Consider the following 16,531-nt stretch of genomic DNA (forward strand, 5'->3'; position numbering starts at 1 on the left):
TAGAACGAGCCACCGACACCGGTCGCCGTGCTGGTGTTGCAGAGCCCGGGGCAGCCGTCAAGCGGGCTCGGGAGGTCGGTGGGCGGAGGTACCGTCACGGACATGGGTTCCTCTCGTACGTCCTCCGGTTCCGTCGATCGCATCGCTCGCGATGACTTCGGTTGGGAGACGTTCCTGCCAGGACAGCGGGAGGCGATCCAGTCGGCCGTCGCGGGGCGCGATACGCTCCTCGTCCTCGCCACGGGCGGCGGGAAGTCGGCGGTCTACCAGGTCGCCGGCGCCCAGCGCGGTGGCGTGACCCTGGTGATCTCCCCGCTGGTCGCACTGCAGGCCGATCAACTCGCCTCGATCGAGGCGGCGCCGGCGGCCCCTCCGGCCGTTGCGCTCAACGCCTCGCTCGGGCTGCATGCGATCGCGGAGGCCTGGGAACGCATCGACGAGGACGGGCCCGTCTACGTGCTGCTGGCTCCGGAACAGCTCGCGAACGAGGAGACCGTCGCCCGCCTCAGCACGGCCGGTGTCTCACTCATGGTCGTCGACGAGGCGCACTGCGTGTCCTCGTGGGGAACCGACTTCCGTCCCGACTACCTGCGCCTCGCCGACGTCCGTCACGAACTCGGCGACCCTCCGGTCCTCGCCATGACGGCGACCGCCTCCGGCCCCGTCCGCGCCGAGATCATCGAACGCCTGCGCATGCACGATCCGGACGTCCAGGTGCACGGCGTCGACCGTCCGGAGATCCGGCTCGTCGTGCACCGACACGAGAGCGAAGCGGAGAAACGAGCCGCGGTCGTCGACGAAGCCCGCGCCTGGACCGCGCCCGGGCTGGTCTACGTGGCGACGCGTCGTGACACGGAACGCTACGCCGAGGAGATCGCGGCCGAGGGACGCCGGGTGGCCGCCTACCACGCCGGCCTGAAGACCTCAGAACGTCGTACCGTCCACGATCGCTGGCGCGCCGGCGAACTCGACGTCGTCGTCGCGACCTCGGCGTTCGGGATGGGGATCGACCGCGCCGACGTGCGCTTCGTCCTGCACGCCACGACCACCGAGTCCCTCGACGCCTACTACCAGGAGGTTGGCCGCGCGGGGCGGGACGGTGAGCCGGCGACCACCGCGCTGCACTACCGGGCGGAGGATCTCGGGCTCCGCCGCTTCTTCACCAAGCGGTCGGTGTCGGAGTCGGCGTTGCGCGCCGTGTGGCGGGCCGTCCGCGCGACCCCGGGCGCGACCGTCGGCGATCTGGCCGAGCATCTCGATCGGCCGCGGCGCACGGTCGCCCGCCTGGTCAACGACTTCGCGGACGCCGGGCTCGTCGACACCGCCGACGGCGTCCGCGCCATCGACGAGGTGGGTCCGAAGCGCGCGATCGGCGCCGTTCGGGAGACGCTCGAGTCACGCGAGCGGATCGCGGAGTCACGGCTGGCCATGATGCGCGCCTACGCCGAGACGTCGCACTGCCGTCGGCGGGTCCTGCTGGAGTACTTCGGTGTCGAGGCCCCGGAGTGGTGCGGAAACTGCGACGGCTGCGAACGGCACGAAGCGCATCAGGAGCAGGAGCGGGCACAGCAGCACGCCGGGACGGACAGCGCCAGCGACGCCTCGCCGTTGCACGTCGACCAGGCGGTGCAACACGAAGAGTTCGGTCCAGGCACCGTGATGGGCGTCGAGCCCGACCGCGTCACCATCTTCTTCGACGCCGAGGGCTACAAGGTCGTGGCGCTCTCAGCGCTCGAGACCGGCGTCCTCACCGCCCGAGAGCTCGCCTCGGCCTGAGCGCTCGGGCGCCTGCGCACCGCGAACCGGTACTCCCGCGGCGTGCAGGCGACCCCGAAGGTCGTCGACCGTCGTGAACCGGTGCGTGGACATCGACAGGCGTGCTGCTCCGGCGAGCTTCGCTGCCGAGTCATCGGTGAAGAAGACGTCCTCGCCCCGCACCTGCAGCGCATCGAGCACGTGCTGGAACGCTCGGACGTCGGGTTTCGCGAAGCCGATGTCCGCCGAGTTGAAGATCGCGTCGAAGTGGTCGGCGATGCCCGAGGCTGCGAGTTCAGCAGCGATGGTGTCCGTGCCGTTCGTGAGCACCGCAGTCGTCAAGCCCGCGGATCGGATCTCGTCGGACAGCTCCAGCAGCGCGTCGTCGACCGACCACGTCTGAGCACCCCATTCCTCAGCTGCCGCCTGGTCACCGACGAGGTGTCCGATCCGGCTGACCCATTCGGCTCTCGTGATCCGGCCGGTGGTGACCTCGTCGATGAGCGGCGCCGCGAAGGCGATCCCGGCGAGCGCACCGGGCTGCAGCCCGTACCTGACCTCGATGTCGGACACCGGTGCCGGATCGAAGTGTCGGATCACGCCGTCGAGGTCGAACAGGACGACGCTGATCACGACCCGACCCGTTCCTCGCTACCCGCCGACTCATCTCCAGGGGCGTCGGCGATGACGCGATCGATCCAGTCGCGTCGCGGCAGCGTCGGGATCTCGTCCCGAGCGAACCAGCCGAGTTCAAGGAGCTCCTCAGGGTCTGCGGTCGCCTCACTGAGGAGCTCGCAGTCGTAGGCGGTGGTGACGTACCCGACGTGGTCGCCGTTCGGGTAGCGCACCATCATCGGTTCACCGCCGTACACCCCGACGATGCCACGGATGCGAACCCGGGCGCCGGTCTCCTCGAGGACCTCACGGAGCAGTGCGTCGGCGGGCTCCTCACCTGGCTCGACACCGCCGCCGATCAGACTCCACAAGCCGGAGTGGTGATGGCGACCGAGGAGGAACCGGTCCCCGTCCCTGATCACCGCGGTGACCCCTGGGAGCATGAGGAACCCGGTCCCGATGTGGGCGCGGATCGAGGCGACGTAGTCGGACATCGGCATGCGGGGAGTCTACGGAACCGGTCTGACCGGAACGTGTCAGTCGGCGTGCTCCGGCGGCCACACCACGGCGAAGTACTCGAAGACGATGTCCTCGGACTCCGACCACGCCGCACCCCGGGCGGCGCTGGTCCGCTCCCAGTAGCGTCGGTGTTCGCGCTGCCAGCTCTCGAGCGTGCGGTCGTCCTCACCTTCGGCGAACGCGAACGCGGCGTCTGCACTCCCGAACGGTCCGATGCGCAGCGCGGTGCTGCGGATGATGATCCGCGGGGCCCCGGTACTGTCGCACGCGATCCAGTGCGACCCGATCCGCGGGAGCGGGTCCCCGCGGTGCGCCAACTCCGAGACGAGTTCGGCGGTGGCCCGCTTCCGCCCGGTCAGGACGATGTCGAGCAGCTCGTCGGCCAGCCCGGCTGTGTCGCCGAAGTGCTCGACCGTGTAATCGGCGTCGTCCAGTCCCGCGCCGCCGCGATGCTCGGCGTACGCCTGCCACATCGTCCTCGCGGCATCGACATCGGGGGCGGCGACCGGGCTGGCGGCGTGTGCGGAGTCCATACATCCGATCGTGCCAGACCATCCGACAGACCCGTCGACCCTGGCTCAGCGCAGACGGCCTCCGGTCAACGCGTTCGTCGCGGCGAGGACGGTGTCGACGGGTGTGTCGATCGCCACTTCGCCGACCTGGAACCCGAGCTTGCCGAGCGCGGCGAAGGACCTTGGCGGGAGGGTCGTCGAGACGCCCGGAGACTGCGCGGTGAGACCGGGCACGAGGTGGAAGGTCAGGATCCGCCACTTGCCGCGTGAGCGGACCGAGATGCGCTCGATCGCTCCCCACGGGAGGAAGACCTCGCCCTGCGGGATGCTGCCGCGGAGGCCGTCGGCGTCGAGCGTGAGCACCGTGCGAGCCACTGACTGCGCTCCACGGACCGTCGCGAACTGCACCACCGCGAACAGCATGAGCCAGGAGACGATGCTGAAGGACAGTCCGGCCAGCATGCCGAGGGCGAACCCGCCGGTGGTCGTGGTCAGCACGGCGAGGAGCATCCCGAGCACCGGGATCAGCGCCGCTGCGATCAACATGAACACGAACGCCGGGCGGGTCACCCGCTCTGTCCGGACCGGGGCCGATCCGACGACGAGTGGAGGGAAGGACTGCGGCGCACGGTTCATGAGGACAGTATGCCGCTCACCGCGCCGTGAGGCCCGAGCCGTCCGCATCGGCGACGAACGAGGTGGAACCGTAGTCGTCCCCGACACTGAAGGTGATCTGCGGCGGTCCGGCCGAACGGGCGAACGTGGGGCTGTCGACGTCGGTGTCGGTCGACCGGACGACGTATGCGAGCGCGTCACCCACGGGCAGGCCGACCTGCTCGGCACCGTCCTGCATCCGCGCCCAGACGCGGTCGAGCGCGACGTCCGACCAGGAGAACTGCTCGGCCGCCGATTCGGGTTGGATGCTCGCCGCGCCGTCGTTGGTGACCTGACCGTACCGGTACTCCCACCGGTCGGTCTTCGTATCCCCCACGGTGAGCGGCGCCTGGACGATGACGAAATCGGCGGCGACCGTGATCGACACCACACGGTCATGACCGATCGCCTCCTGGAGCGCCCGTTGCGCCTCCGCGAGCGCCTCCGGACGACGGAGGTCGGGTCGGAGGCGTCCGTCCTCGAGGGCCACGATCGCCTGCGCGACGGACTGGTGGTACGGCACGACCACGATGGCCGCCGCCGCGATGGCGACGATCGCGAACAGGGCGAAGCGGCCAGGACGACCGGCCCGGCCGACGCCGAGCAACGGTCCGCGTCGCCGTCCGTCGACGATGCGCCGGTGCGGCTCGACGGGGAGGAACGGGACGGACGCCCGAGCCGGGACGCGCAACCGCGCACGCTCGTCGGCCGAGAGCTCGCCAGCGTCGATGAACGCGACCTCCGGCCCGCCGTCGAGCAGGATGGCGACGTCACGCTCGGTGCCCGGTCGGAACATCGGGATGGCGGTCAGCGGGACGACGGAGCGCATCGTGCTCGCGAACGCCGCTCCGTGGAGGGGCTGGACGGTCAGGTCGAGCTCGCACAGTGGCTGGTCGTTGATCTGGGTGCCGGTCTGACGCAGGCCGTCGATGCGGGCGATACCGATCCGTCTCGCGTCCTTGGCCTGCTGGACGGCCTGTGGCGAAGCACCGACGGCGTTCCCCACCGACCGGGCCACGAGCGTGAGCACCGAGGTCATGATGAAGACGGGGAGTGCGACACCGGCGACTGCGTACCCGACGTCGGGCGGACCGACGGTGATCACGATGACGCCGCCGAGCAGAGCACCGAGAGCCGCGAAGGCGATCAGACGAAGCATGCCTTCGACCCTATCGAAGCGCTCGATCCCACCACCGCCGTTCAGCCGGGTCCATCGCTCGCCGCGGCGAGCAACGGCACGATGACGTCGCTCATCGGCGTGGGGATGCCGTGCACGCTCCCCCGCCGTTGGATCACCGCGTTGCGGACGTCCCATTCGAGCGGTCGCCCCTGTTCGCGGTCGGCGAGGATCGACGTCCCGCGGTCGACCGGGGCGGCTCGGAACTGGTCGAGGAGCCGTCGAGGTTCGTCGTCGGTCAACCGCGCACCCTCCGCGCGCGCGACGTCCGCGCACTCCTCGAGGTAGTCGAGCATCAAGCGGCCGATGTCGTCGCGCCGGTACATGCCGGATCGGCGTCCGTTCAACGCCATGAGTCCGGCGGCGGCGTTCTGCAGGAGCTTGCGCCAGGCGAGGGTCGCGAAGTCGGTCGAGACCTCGACGGTGCAGCGGGAGCCGCGCAGCACGTCCGCCACCACGGCGGCACCGGGTGCCTCCGGCAGGGACAGGCGCGGCGGGCTCAGCAGGGTGACCGGGCCGCCTGGCTCGCGGGTGGCCGGGAACCACACGACCGCGGGGACGACCGTTCCCGCCCGGACGAGGGGCTCCACCATCTCGCGTTGCTCGACCCCGTTCTGCAGGACGCACACGACCGTGTCCGGGCCGCACAACGCGGCGAGCCAGTCCGCAGCGGCAGCCGTCTGAGTCGCTTTGACCGCCAGGAAGACGAGGTCCACGGCGCCCGGAGACTCCGTCGGATCGGTGTGGACCGGCCCGGGGACCGTCACCGTCTCGTCATCGACCTGGAGCTGGAGTTCCGGCCGCTTCGACCGCCCCGCGATGAACGGCGTCCGTCCCTGTTCGTGGAGCGCTGCGGCGACCACGGTGCCGATCGCGCCAGGCCCGATCACCGCGACGCGGTCGGGGCCCCCGGGCGTCACGCCTCGCTCGATCCGGACAGGGCGTCGCGGGTCGCGGCGATGACCGCTTCAGGGAACCGCCGGAGCTGGTCGAGGTCGACCCATTCCTCGGCCGCGTGCAGTCCGCCACCCGCAGGACCGCACACGACGGTCGGGATCCCCGCCGCCTGCCACAGCGCCGACTCCATCCAGTACGGCGCTCCGACCGCCGCCGGTACGGCCTCGGCGTCCCGGAAGAGCTCGGCGGCGAGGATGTCGGCGAACCGCGCAGCCGGCCCATGCTCGTCCGCCTCCCAGGCCTCGCGCTGATGGGTCAGCCGTGCGCCCGTGCGGAGACCAGGCATCCGGGCGGCGACCGCGTCGAGCATCGCCTGGACCTCGACCAGAGCGTCCTCAGCGCGTTCACCCGGCAGGGTGCGTCGCTCGATGACGAGGCTCGCGTCGGCGGCGATCGTGAACGGGGCGCTCCCGGCCCGGACCACCGTCGTGGTGAACGAACCGTGGTCGAGCAACGGGTGCGCCGGTCGCCGATGGAGCTCGTCGTCGGCCCGCTCCACCTCCTGCAGCAGCGCGCTGACGGCGCGGATCGCATCGACGGCCAGACCGGGCTGTGACGAGTGCGCGGCCGTCCCCTGCAGCGTGACCTCGACGACCGCGTACCCCCGGTGCGCCGCTATGCGGTCCAGCCAGGTGGGCTCGGCGATGAGGCACACGTCCGCCGTCACACTACGTTCGGCGAGGTGTCGGAGAACGGCTGCGGCGCCCACGCTCGCGTCCTCTTCATCGGCGACACCCGTGAAGACGACCGTGCCGGGGTGGTCCGCCGCGGCGAGTCGCTCCGCGGCGACGATCAGTCCGGCGAGGCCGGACTTCATGTCGCTGGCGCCGCGCCCGAAGAGCTTGCCGTCCGCGATCCGCGGATTGAAGGGGTCGACCATGCCCTCGACCCCGACGGTGTCGAGATGGCCGTTGAACACGACCGTCGGACCCGGCTGCGATCCCGCGTGCACGGCCACGACGCTGACGCGCTGCGGGTCCTCCAGCGCGGGAACGAGGTCGACGGCGAAGCCGGCTCTCTCGAGTCGCTGCGCGATCACCGCCGCGATCCGGCCCTCCCCGGGACCCCCTGGGACGAGGCTCGGACTGACGGAGTCGATCGAGATGAGCAGGCGGGCGAGCTCGAGTGCGTCGTCGCCGGGGCTGAGGTCGGACATGCCACGACGATAGCGGGATGTGCGGCCCGCACATGAGTGGTCAGCGCCGGGGCGTCACTCCGCCTTCGGCGCGCGCCATGTGCCCGCCCCACCGAAGGACACCGACTCGAGCGTCGCACCCTCCGGCACCATGATGAGCTGGCACCCTTCCGCCTTGCCGTCGGACACCTCGCCGAGACCGGTGCAGTCGAAGTCCCCACCGAAGTCCAGGACGTTGATGGGCGAAGCCTCGCCGCTCGACGCCTTGGCCTTCCAGAAGTTCTCGTTGAGGTCGCTCTTGCCGTCGTTGAACACCACCTCGTAGGACACGAAGTAGGGCGTCTGGCCGGCGAGCTCGTCGAGTTCGAGGTCGCCGAGGTCGTCAGCGGTGCGCTCCTCGATCGCCGTGACCGTCATGGTGCCGTCGGTGATCCGGACCTCGTCGCCGATCTCGCCGCCCGAGCTCCCGCATGCGCTCAGGAGCAGCAGTGCCGGAACGGCCAAGGCTGCTGCCGAGGTGCGGATGATGCGCTGCCGGGATGTGTGCCCCATGGTGATGCTCCCCCTGATCGACGGTTGTTGGTCTCAGGGTCCAGCTTGGGGCACGCCACGACGACGCTCAATGGGGACTGCTCCCCACTGCCGGCCCGTCGAGGTCGGCACCTGGGTGGGTCGCGGCGCTGACGGCGAAGACCAGAACAGGCGCCCGTCTCCGTGAGGGGACAGACGCCTGAGCGCATCACCGGCCGCGACGGGCCGCTGATCAGGACTAGCGGTTCTTGACCCGCGTGACTGCGTCGGTGTTCTCCGAACGCGCGTTGCCGGCCTTCTTGTCGGCCTTGGCGGTGCGCTTCTCCTTCAGCGTCTTCGCCGGTGCGGTCTTGCCGCCTTCTTTCCGTGCTGACTTCTCGCCCATGATGGTGCTCCTTTGCGAGTCACGATGACCCGGTACCGCTGAGGGTACAGCCACATCCTGTCCGCCGGTCCAGCCGCCGCATCCTTGTTAGCATTCGGGGATGACGAACCCGACACAGATCACCGACGTCCCGATCGGCGGCGAGGGCATCCGACTCGGGCAGTTCCTGAAGTTCGCCGGTCTGCTCGACTCCGGCGGAGACGTGAAGGCGGCGATCGCCGACGGCGCGGTGCGGGTCAACGGCGAGATCGATCGCCGACGCGGCCGGCAGTTGCAGCTCGACGACGTCGTCTCACTCGAGGGGCGCAGCGTCCGCGTCCGCCCCTGAGCCTCCTTCAGGCGCCGAGCGGCGCTCAGCCCGCGACCGGTTGCGCCTGGCGGTCTGCGGGGAAGGTCAGCGTCGCCACCCACCACGCGTCGGCGTCGGGCAGGTGCAGGACGACGATCCCGTCGACCGCCCCCTGGCTCACGCGGTAGCCGAGGATCCGCGGCGGGAAGCCGGGCACCGCGGGGGTGTGCTGCTCCGGTGCCATGAGCTGGGCGCGCTGGCCGACCCGTTCGCCGTCAGCGCTCGACTCGATCAGGCCGGACAGTTCCAGGAGCTGCCGCTTGCCGTTCCGGCCGGAGGTACTCGCCGAGACGCCACTGAGCGAGAACACGAAGTCGGGCCGCCGGGTGTCGGGACGGAATGCGAGCAGACGCACGCTGTTGCGCACGGCGACGAGCAGCCACCGGGCGAGCAGCAGGGTCAGGAGCGACATCGTGACCGCCCAGAACCACTGCCAGAAGTCGGGTCCGGCCGGCGCCTCCAGCGCCACCTCGCCGGTCTGGTCGCGCACCCACACGTCGAGCGTGTCGCCGACCTGGACCGTGTCGCTGCGGATCTCGTCGGACCCGACCGTACCCGGGACGTCGTACGTCACCGTGACGGTGCGGTACTCCTCCCAGTGCTTGCTGCGGCGGGACCCTTCGAGCACCCGCTCCGTCCCCTCGTCAACCACCTGCCCGGTGGTCGTCGTGTAGCTCGCCGTGAGGTCGGCGGCGAGGTCTCTGACGTTCCCGAACCCGATGAACCCCGCGACAGCTGTGAGGAAGACGAGGGTGACCACCAGGACGGTGCGTCCTCGCACCGCGCGGTTGAGGTACGTGCGGTCGATCGTGGTGGTGCTCACTGCAGCCTTCCGGTCCTGGCCCGCTCCGGGCCGATACCGACCCTACGAGCGCCCGCACCAGGAGGGCGATGGGGAGCGCTCCCCATCGCAGCGGTGGCCGGGACCTCACCAGCTTCCATCGCGGAACTAGGGCAGATGCCCGAGGTAGGCATGGGGCCTCAGCGAGGAACGTGAGTGGTCGAGCACGGACACCAGCACCGTGCACAGCGGAGGAACCATGTTGATCACGAGTGCGAGCTACAGCCCGTTCACATCCGTCGAGACGAGACGGTTCATCGAGCAGGAACTCCAGCGGGATCTCGAGCGAGAGCGTCGCCGCCGGGAACGACGACTCGAGGAGCAACGACTCGCGGAGGCCGCGGCCGATGGCGACGAGGGTGGGACCATGGAGTGGTGAGCCTGCCCACCACCAGCCCGACGATGATCGGGCGCGCCTCCGACCTCCGAGCGCTGCAGGCCGTGTTCGACGCCGTCGCCGCCGGTGAGTCACGCAGTGTGGTCCTGAGCGGCGAGGCCGGTATCGGCAAGACGCGCCTGCTCAGCGAGTTCACGCGGTCGGTCCGGTCCTCGGCGCTCGTGATCACCGGCCAGTGCGTGGACCTCGGTGACGTCGCCGCGCCCTACGCACCAGTCCTCGGCCTCATGAAGGACCTCGTCGCGCAGCGCGGGCGCGACGCGGTGCTGGAGGCTGCGGGCCCGGGCAAGGCCTCCCTCGCGACGCTGCTGCCGACACTCGGTCCCGACGCGGAGGATCAGCGGGAGGGCGGCGTCGGGCGGCTCCACGAGACGGTCGCCGTGCTGTTCGAGGCGCTCTCCCGCGACCAGCCCGTCGTGGTCGCCGTCGAGGACGTCCACTGGGCCGACGGCGCGACGCTCAGCCTGCTCGCGTTCCTCGTCCGAGCCCTCACCTGCGATCGCGTGATGATCGTGCTCACCTTCCGGAGCGAGGACGTCTCCCGCGGACACCCGTTGCGCGGGTTCCTCGCCGAGCTCGACCGCACGCGGCGCGTCGAGCGGCACAGCCTCGAACGGTTGAGCCGCAGCGACGTGCTCCGCCAGGCGATCGCCATCCGGGGCACGTCGCTCGACACGGTCTCGATCGACAGCGTGTATGCCCGGAGCGAGGGCGTCCCGTTCTTCGTCGAGGAGCTGCTCGGTCTCGACCAGGACCGCGACGGCGAGGGCGACGAGCTCCCGGACACCCTCCGCGAACTCCTGCTTGCGCGCTACGAGCGACTCGCGCCCGCGACCCAGCAGTTGCTGCGCGTGATCTCGGCCGGCGGCGTCTGCGTCGAGCACGCCCTCCTGGAGCGGGTGTTCGCGGGCGGGCCCGATGCTCTCGACACCGGTGTGCGGGAGGCGATCGGGTCGAACGTCCTCGTCGCGGACGCGACCACGTACGAGTTCCGACACGCACTGGTCCGGGAGGCGATCCACGACGATCTGCTGCCCGGCGAACGGAGCCGATTTCATGCGGGCTTCGCCGAGGCGCTGGAGGCAGGCGTCGGTGGTGAGCCGGTCGCTGCAGCGGTGTCGCACCACTGGATGCTCGCCCGCGACTTCGGACGGGCCTTCCCCGCGACCGTCCGCGCCATGGAGCAGGCTCACGCGGCATACGCGTACAGCACGGAGGCACAGCTCGGCGAGCGTCTCCTGGAGATCTGGGATCAGGTCCCCGATGCCGCGGCGCTCGTCGGGCGCTCGCGTTCGGAACTCATGCGACGGACGGCGAGCGCGTTGCGGAACGCCGGCTGGACGGACCGGGCGATCGCCATGGTCGACGAGGTGCTCGCGACGCCGGAGGACCGCGACGACCTCGACCAGGCCAAGCTCCTCCGCGACAAGGCCTTCTACCTCGCCAACCTCGGGCGACCGGGCTCGGTGGACCTCCTCGAACAAGCGCTCGACCGGGTCCCGCCGGGCACCCCCGGCGATCTGCGTGGTGTGCTGCTGACGAGTCTCGGCGCGCGGCACATGATCATCGGGCGGCTGGAGCGGGCGATCGAGTACGCCGACGAGGCCGCCCGGGAGGCCGTCCGCACCGGTTCCGCGCGGAACGCCTCGGTCGCCGCGAACATCGGTGGGATCGCGCGCATCCACCACGGTGACCTGGAGAGCGGCAGCAGCATGCTCGCGAGCGCTGAGCCGCTGGCGGACGGCGACGGCAGCGCCCTGCTCCGGTACCGGGTGAACGCGTCCGACATGGCGAACCTGCTCGGCTCGTACGAGGAGGCGCTCGCGTCTGCGCTGGAAGGTGTCGCGCGAGCCAAGGAGCTGGGCGTCGAGCGCAGCTCGGGGCTCATCCTGTCGTCGAACGCGGTCGACCCGCTGGTGGCGCTCGGACGCTGGGACGAGGCGGAGGAACGGGTGCACCGGGCTCTGGCACTGCAGCCGCCGCTCGCGTTCTCGGTGTACCTGCGCCAGTCGCTGATCCTGCTGACGCTCTGGCGTGGCGACGCCGAGACCGCGGCGACCCTGTACCGCCGGTGGCGGAAGGGGATGCTCTCCCTGTCCGGCCTGGAGGTGCAGACGCGGTTCGGCGTCGCCCGCGTCGTGATGCAGGTCGGGCTGGCGGCCGGCGACCTCGGCGGGGCCTGGTCACCGGCCGGCGTCGGCGTGTTCGAGGCCCCGGACCACCGCCCGATGCCGGCGTACGACCTCCCGGCACTGGCGGACGCGGCCCGCGTCCTGGCCCGGGTCCGCGTCGCGCTGGCCACCGGCACCCTCGACGTGGCGTCCGGGCCCTTCGCGGGTGTCGACGACGACCAGCTCCGGCAACTGGAGGAACGCTGGCGGGCACTGCTCGCCGAGGAGCGGTTCTGGCCGACCGCACCGCTGTGGAGCGCGCTGGTCGACGCCGAACTCGGCGGGCCGGACGGCACCGGTGACGACGTCGGTGCGTGGGAGGCGGCTCGTGCGATGGCCGAGCGTCCGTTCTCACCGGCAGCGCTCGCGCCCTACACGGCGCTCCGATTGGCCGAGGCGCGCGTGGCCGCCGGTGATCGCTCCGGCGCACAGGACACGCTCGTCGTCGCGGTCGCCGAGGCGACGACGCTCGGTGCCGGCCTCGTGCTCGACGGTGCGCGGGCGTTGGCGGAGCGAGCGTCGCTGAACCTCGACGGCCGCCCCCGAGCGCGCGGCACGAGCGGCTCCATCGAGTTGACCGCTCGGGAGCGCCAAGTGCTGCAGCTCATCGCGGAGGGCCTGAGCAACCGACAGATCGGCGAGCGCCTGTTCATCAGCGCGAAGACCGCGAGCGTCCACGTCTCGGCCATCCTGCGGAAGCTCGGTGTGGCGACCCGGACCGAGGCCGCGATGGTCGCCGGAGCGAGCGGATTGCTCGCGGCGAGCGCCGGACACACCGACTGACTCTGACGTCCGCTTGGCGGTGAAGCGGGTCCCGGCCGGAATCGAGGGGAAGCCGGCCGGGAACCCCGACAGGGCGAAAGGGTCCTGTCGGGCATCAGCGTAATGACGGGGCGAGACGGCACGTGGCCCGTTGCGTTCTTTGGACAGGCGTGTCCGTGTAGACTCAAAAAACCGACACCTATGTCGGATTATGCACACCAGTCAGCAACGGAGAGCACATGCGCATCGTCATCATGGGTCGAGGTGTCATCGGGGTGACCTACGGCTGCGTCCTGCGCGAAGCCGGACACGAGGTCCAGCACCTCCTTCGTGACGCCGACCCGCAGGCCCGGCCGGCGACCACCACGGTCGACCTCCTCGACGGACGCGAGCAGCCACCGGTCGACCGCTCGTTCCGGTATCCGCTCACCCCGGTGACGTTCGATCCGGAGACGGTCGACCTCGTCCTCGTCTCCGTTCCGGCCGAGGCACTCGCCGGTGCGATCGAGTCGCTCCGTCGCCGCGGACTCGATCGACGCCTCCTGCTCATGGGCGGGTTCTGGGGGTCCCGCGAGGAGCTGCAGGCGCTCGTGGGCCACGACGACCACCTCCTCGGCTACCCGATCGCCGGCGGCCGACGTGACGCGGAACTCGTCGAGAGCGTCCTCTTCGACAGCGTCCGGTTGGCGCCGGCGTCCGCTCACACCACCGCACTTCATGCAGCGGCCTCGCAGGCGTTCCATGACGCCGGACTGACGGCGGAGCGGTCGCCTCGCATGCTCGAGTGGCTCTGGGTGCACCAAGCGGTCAACGCCGGGATCATCTCCGCGATCGCCTCCGAATTCCGCCCGGGCGACGAGATCGGCGACGTCGTCTCACGAGCGCTGGCGAGCCCGCGAACCCTCACTCGGGGCATCGGCAACATCCGTGAATGCCTCCGGGTCGTGCAGGCCCGCGGGGTCCGGCTCCGTCACCACCTGCGGGACATCGCGCCGTTCACGCTCCTGCCGAAGGCGCTCGCCGCGCGCGTCATGGTCCTCATGTTCCGGAAGGACGTCCTCAGTCGGCGCATCATGGAGCTGCACCACAACACGGACGATATCCTGGCGCTCATGTCGGAAGTCCACGTGTCGGCCACCGAATCGGCTGTCCCCGTCCCCGGGTTCACCCGCGACCTCGGTCGCGCGCGGGACGCCCTCGCCTCGTGAACGCGCTCAGCCCGACGTCGTCACGCGCCCGCGAACACCTGCGGCAGGCCGCTGTCGCCGAGTTCCGGGAACGCGGCTTCTGGCGGACGACGATGGATCACGTCCGACTGGCGGCGGACGTCTCGCGCGGAGGCCTGTACTACCAATACGCCAACACCGAGGAGATCCTGCTCGACGCGCTTGCGCACGAGCGCTCAGGGGACGAGGCGAACGACCTCGAGGGTTTCCTCGCCGAACAGGCGACCGCGCTCCACGACATCGACGCGACCCTCCGCCCGATCGTCTACGAATACGTCCTCGGCCTGCCTGCCGACCATCGTCGCGCTCTCCTCGCGGAGCAGTTCCGGCAGGCCGAAGGGGTGGTGGTCGGGATGCTCGGCGAGGTCTCCGGCGCCGACGATCGGGCGTTCCTCGCCCGGCAGATCGTCAGGCGCCTCGAAGGACTGTCGATCGCAGCCATGGCGGGAGCACTCGACGACGTGGACCTGGAACGCGAGCTCGCCGACCTCCGCACCCTGGCTGCGGGATGAGCCGGCGTGTCCTGCGACGATGCGCCGCGTTGCGATACTGAAGGGATGCCAGCGTTGACCCTCCGCCCCGTCGAACGTCCACGGGACGACGACGCGTTCGTCGAGTTCCTGAGCGCACACGAGTTCCCGTTCCACATGCAGCCGCGACCGACCACGGAGGAGGCTCGCAAACGCCTGACCTCCGGCATCGTCGACGGGCCCGGCGCCTTCGGATGTTGGGTACTCGCAGACGGAGAGGTGGTGGGAATCGTCACCCTCGAGGACCTGGAGGACGACACGGCGTTGATCGACCTGCGGCTCGCCGAAAACGCGCGAGGGCGCGGGATCGGCACGGCGATCCTGCCGGTCATCGTCGCCGAGGTCTTCGGGCGGTTCCCGTCCGTCCGCAAGCTCGAGGGGCAGACCCGCGAGGACAACGTCGCCATGCGTCGTGCCTTCCGTCGGGCCGGCTGGGTGAAGGAGGCCCACTACCGCGAGGGCTGGCCCGTGGTCGGCGGACAGCCGCTCGCATCGGTCGCCTACGCGATCCTCCGCAGCGACGTGCAGTCGGGCACGACGACGCCGGTCCCCTGGGACGACGAGCCCTGAGGCCAGCGGGCGCGCGTGCCTCGGCGCGGACCGGGAACCGCCCTTATGAGGACCGTCCGCTCACGCTCGTCCGGTCCGGTCACCCCTGCTCGGGAGGAGACCACCAGGACGAGCCGGCTTCGACGGGCGCGGGCCCAGCCACGGTGGCCAGCGCTCGCAAGTACTGGTCACCCATGCGGACGAGGGTGATGGTCCGGAGTCGATAGCCCAACGGACCTGCGTGCCACGTCGCATCAGGTCGAACCTCGAGCAGATACAACCAGCGACGTCTCAGTTCGTCGGGCACACCGACCCACAGGAGGTCGGGTTTGTTCCGGCGTTCGAGGGCGCAGAGAACTCCCCCCACGAGGAACGACCGCAACATGCCGCGGGTCGAGTCCAGATCGGGCGTCGGCCGACCAGGCGGAGGGTTCACGGGCCACTCGGGTCGAGTTTCGGAAAAACGACGTTGGAACGATCGATCGAACCGGACGCCGGCGATCTCACGGACGCGGATGACCGTGTAGCCGTCGAAGAACCCTCCTGTGGCTATCGGTGCGACGAGCACCCACTTGTGACCGATGGCGACGACGAACCCATCGAGGGTCTCGTCCGGGGCGGACACCCGGTTCAGCTTCACGATCGTGGAGGTCTGCTGGGCGAGACCGAGCCGCTTGAGGATCTTTGAGCGCGTCTGCATGGCTCATTCTCCCGCGAGGAGCCGGGCATCGCCCGTCACGGTAGCAACAGCAGACGCAATTCCCTTCGGGCCGCCTCGTCGACGCCGAGTGTTTCGAAGACACCGTCCGCATCGGCGACGAACGCCCGCACGTGCGGCGTCACGTCGTCGAGGAAGGCGTCGACCTGCTCCGACGTCCACGACGCCTGGCGGTCGTGGGTCGGGCCGCCGTGGGGCGCTGTTCCGGCCATGGCACGCACCGATGTCGCGTAGTCGTCGACGATGGCGTCAACGGTGACGCTGGTGTTAGCGAGGAGCAGCGCACTGATCATGCCGGTGCGGTCCCTGCCGGCTGCGCAGTGCACCAGGATCCCGGGTTCGGATGAGGCGACCGCTTCGAGCGCACCGCGGACGAGCTCCGGCAGGATGCGCACGTTGTGCTGCCAGTACTCCGGGGAGTCGAGGATCGGAAGACACACCTCGCGGAACTCCGGATGGGTCTGATCCTCGGTCGGCGCGAGCGTCATCACCAGCTCGGCTGGTGGCCGGACACCAGGGTCGGTTTCGCGCGCTCCGGTCTCATCGGCGCTGCGGAGATCGACCACGGACCGCAGCCCCCATCGCATCGCGGCGTCCCACCCTGCAGCGGTGAGGAGCTCGCGTCGGGGACCCCGCGCGATCCGCCCGCGCGCTGTCAGGCCGGTGGACGACAGCGGTGTCGGCAGGCCGCCGAGATCCCTGAGGTTGCGCAGGCCGTCCCAGTCCAGATTCCGCATCTGGCAGAGCG

19 protein-coding genes are annotated in these 16,531 nt (G+C 70.4%); 7 read left to right on the forward strand and 12 right to left on the reverse strand.

Going from position 1 to position 16,531, the window contains the following annotated elements; genetic code table 11:
* The first annotated feature begins 102 nt into the window (after positions 1 to 102).
* Positions 103 to 1,776: a RecQ family ATP-dependent DNA helicase gene (locus tag ITJ62_RS03115; protein ID WP_194599649.1), complete on the forward strand. Its 1,674-nt coding sequence runs from the start codon at positions 103 to 105 to the stop codon at positions 1,774 to 1,776.
* On the opposite strand, the gene ITJ62_RS03120 is transcribed toward ITJ62_RS03115, so the two are convergent.
* The 9 genes from ITJ62_RS03120 to ITJ62_RS03160 all read right to left on the reverse strand — a co-directional run bounded on the left by ITJ62_RS03120 (position 1,726) and on the right by ITJ62_RS03160 (position 8,240).
* On the reverse strand, positions 1,726 to 2,388 hold the full coding sequence (locus tag ITJ62_RS03120; protein WP_194599650.1) for an HAD-IA family hydrolase: 663 nt from the start codon (positions 2,386 to 2,388) through the stop codon (positions 1,726 to 1,728). The two genes, ITJ62_RS03115 and ITJ62_RS03120, sit on opposite strands and share 51 nt — an antisense overlap.
* Complete coding sequence (locus ITJ62_RS03125; protein ID WP_228497800.1) at positions 2,385 to 2,870, reverse strand: NUDIX domain-containing protein; 486 nt, start codon at positions 2,868 to 2,870, stop codon at positions 2,385 to 2,387. The genes ITJ62_RS03120 and ITJ62_RS03125 overlap by 4 nt, the downstream gene beginning before the upstream one ends.
* A 36-nt stretch (positions 2,871 to 2,906) precedes the next feature.
* Positions 2,907 to 3,422: an ASCH domain-containing protein gene (locus tag ITJ62_RS03130; protein WP_194599651.1), complete on the reverse strand. Its 516-nt coding sequence runs from the start codon at positions 3,420 to 3,422 to the stop codon at positions 2,907 to 2,909.
* A gap of 45 nt (positions 3,423 to 3,467) precedes the next feature.
* A complete protein-coding gene (locus ITJ62_RS03135; protein WP_194599652.1) occupies positions 3,468 to 4,037 on the reverse strand; it encodes a hypothetical protein in 570 nt (189 codons plus the stop codon).
* A gap of 16 nt (positions 4,038 to 4,053) precedes the next feature.
* Positions 4,054 to 5,214 carry a hypothetical protein gene (locus tag ITJ62_RS03140; RefSeq protein ID WP_194599653.1) on the reverse strand — a complete coding sequence of 387 codons (1,161 nt, stop codon included), beginning with the start codon at positions 5,212 to 5,214 and terminating at the stop codon, positions 4,054 to 4,056.
* 41 nt (positions 5,215 to 5,255) lie between these two features.
* A complete protein-coding gene (locus tag ITJ62_RS03145) occupies positions 5,256 to 6,152 on the reverse strand; it encodes an oxidoreductase (RefSeq protein WP_194599654.1) in 897 nt (298 codons plus the stop codon).
* Entirely contained in the window at positions 6,149 to 7,345 is a 1,197-nt protein-coding gene (locus ITJ62_RS03150) for a M20/M25/M40 family metallo-hydrolase (RefSeq protein WP_194599655.1), read from the reverse strand. The genes ITJ62_RS03145 and ITJ62_RS03150 overlap by 4 nt, the downstream gene beginning before the upstream one ends.
* Before the next feature lie 54 nt (positions 7,346 to 7,399).
* A complete protein-coding gene (locus ITJ62_RS03155; RefSeq protein ID WP_194599656.1) occupies positions 7,400 to 7,876 on the reverse strand; it encodes a hypothetical protein in 477 nt (158 codons plus the stop codon).
* A gap of 217 nt (positions 7,877 to 8,093) precedes the next feature.
* Positions 8,094 to 8,240 carry a hypothetical protein gene (locus ITJ62_RS03160; RefSeq protein ID WP_157579891.1) on the reverse strand — a complete coding sequence of 49 codons (147 nt, stop codon included), beginning with the start codon at positions 8,238 to 8,240 and terminating at the stop codon, positions 8,094 to 8,096.
* 100 nt (positions 8,241 to 8,340) lie between these two features.
* Here ITJ62_RS03160 and ITJ62_RS03165 point away from each other — a divergent pair, with 100 nt between their 5' ends.
* Positions 8,341 to 8,568 (forward strand): RNA-binding S4 domain-containing protein, encoded by a 228-nt coding sequence (locus ITJ62_RS03165; RefSeq protein ID WP_064295072.1) that lies wholly within the window; start codon positions 8,341 to 8,343, stop codon positions 8,566 to 8,568.
* Positions 8,569 to 8,593: 25 nt separating this feature from the next.
* On the opposite strand, the gene ITJ62_RS03170 is transcribed toward ITJ62_RS03165, so the two are convergent.
* The gene (locus ITJ62_RS03170; RefSeq protein ID WP_194599657.1) at positions 8,594 to 9,412 is read right to left on the reverse strand and encodes a hypothetical protein; all 819 of its coding nucleotides are present in this window, start codon (positions 9,410 to 9,412) and stop codon (positions 8,594 to 8,596) included.
* Between the two features lie 217 nt (positions 9,413 to 9,629).
* Between ITJ62_RS03170 and ITJ62_RS03175 the strand changes: the two genes are divergently transcribed.
* The 5 genes from ITJ62_RS03175 (at position 9,630) to ITJ62_RS03195 (ending at position 15,086) form a co-directional block, all read left to right on the forward strand.
* On the forward strand, positions 9,630 to 9,809 hold the full coding sequence (locus ITJ62_RS03175; protein ID WP_194599658.1) for a hypothetical protein: 180 nt from the start codon (positions 9,630 to 9,632) through the stop codon (positions 9,807 to 9,809).
* Entirely contained in the window at positions 9,806 to 12,781 is a 2,976-nt protein-coding gene (locus ITJ62_RS19225; protein ID WP_194599659.1) for a helix-turn-helix transcriptional regulator, read from the forward strand. Before ITJ62_RS03175 ends, ITJ62_RS19225 begins: the two co-directional genes overlap by 4 nt.
* Positions 12,782 to 12,999: 218 nt before the next feature.
* Positions 13,000 to 13,968 carry a ketopantoate reductase family protein gene (locus ITJ62_RS03185; RefSeq protein ID WP_194599660.1) on the forward strand — a complete coding sequence of 323 codons (969 nt, stop codon included), beginning with the start codon at positions 13,000 to 13,002 and terminating at the stop codon, positions 13,966 to 13,968.
* The gene (locus ITJ62_RS03190) at positions 13,965 to 14,498 is read left to right on the forward strand and encodes a TetR family transcriptional regulator (protein ID WP_194599661.1); all 534 of its coding nucleotides are present in this window, start codon (positions 13,965 to 13,967) and stop codon (positions 14,496 to 14,498) included. Before ITJ62_RS03185 ends, ITJ62_RS03190 begins: the two co-directional genes overlap by 4 nt.
* A 45-nt stretch (positions 14,499 to 14,543) precedes the next feature.
* Positions 14,544 to 15,086 (forward strand): GNAT family N-acetyltransferase, encoded by a 543-nt coding sequence (locus ITJ62_RS03195; RefSeq protein ID WP_194599662.1) that lies wholly within the window; start codon positions 14,544 to 14,546, stop codon positions 15,084 to 15,086.
* Positions 15,087 to 15,165: 79 nt separating this feature from the next.
* On the opposite strand, the gene ITJ62_RS03200 is transcribed toward ITJ62_RS03195, so the two are convergent.
* A complete protein-coding gene (locus tag ITJ62_RS03200; protein ID WP_194599663.1) occupies positions 15,166 to 15,765 on the reverse strand; it encodes a hypothetical protein in 600 nt (199 codons plus the stop codon).
* A gap of 35 nt (positions 15,766 to 15,800) precedes the next feature.
* Positions 15,801 to 16,520 carry a tyrosine-protein phosphatase gene (locus ITJ62_RS03205; protein ID WP_194599664.1) on the reverse strand — a complete coding sequence of 240 codons (720 nt, stop codon included), beginning with the start codon at positions 16,518 to 16,520 and terminating at the stop codon, positions 15,801 to 15,803.
* Positions 16,521 to 16,531 lie beyond the last annotated feature (11 nt).

Source organism: Plantibacter sp. VKM Ac-2876, from assembly GCF_015350715.1.
Taxonomy (GTDB): domain Bacteria; phylum Actinomycetota; class Actinomycetes; order Actinomycetales; family Microbacteriaceae; genus Plantibacter; species Plantibacter auratus.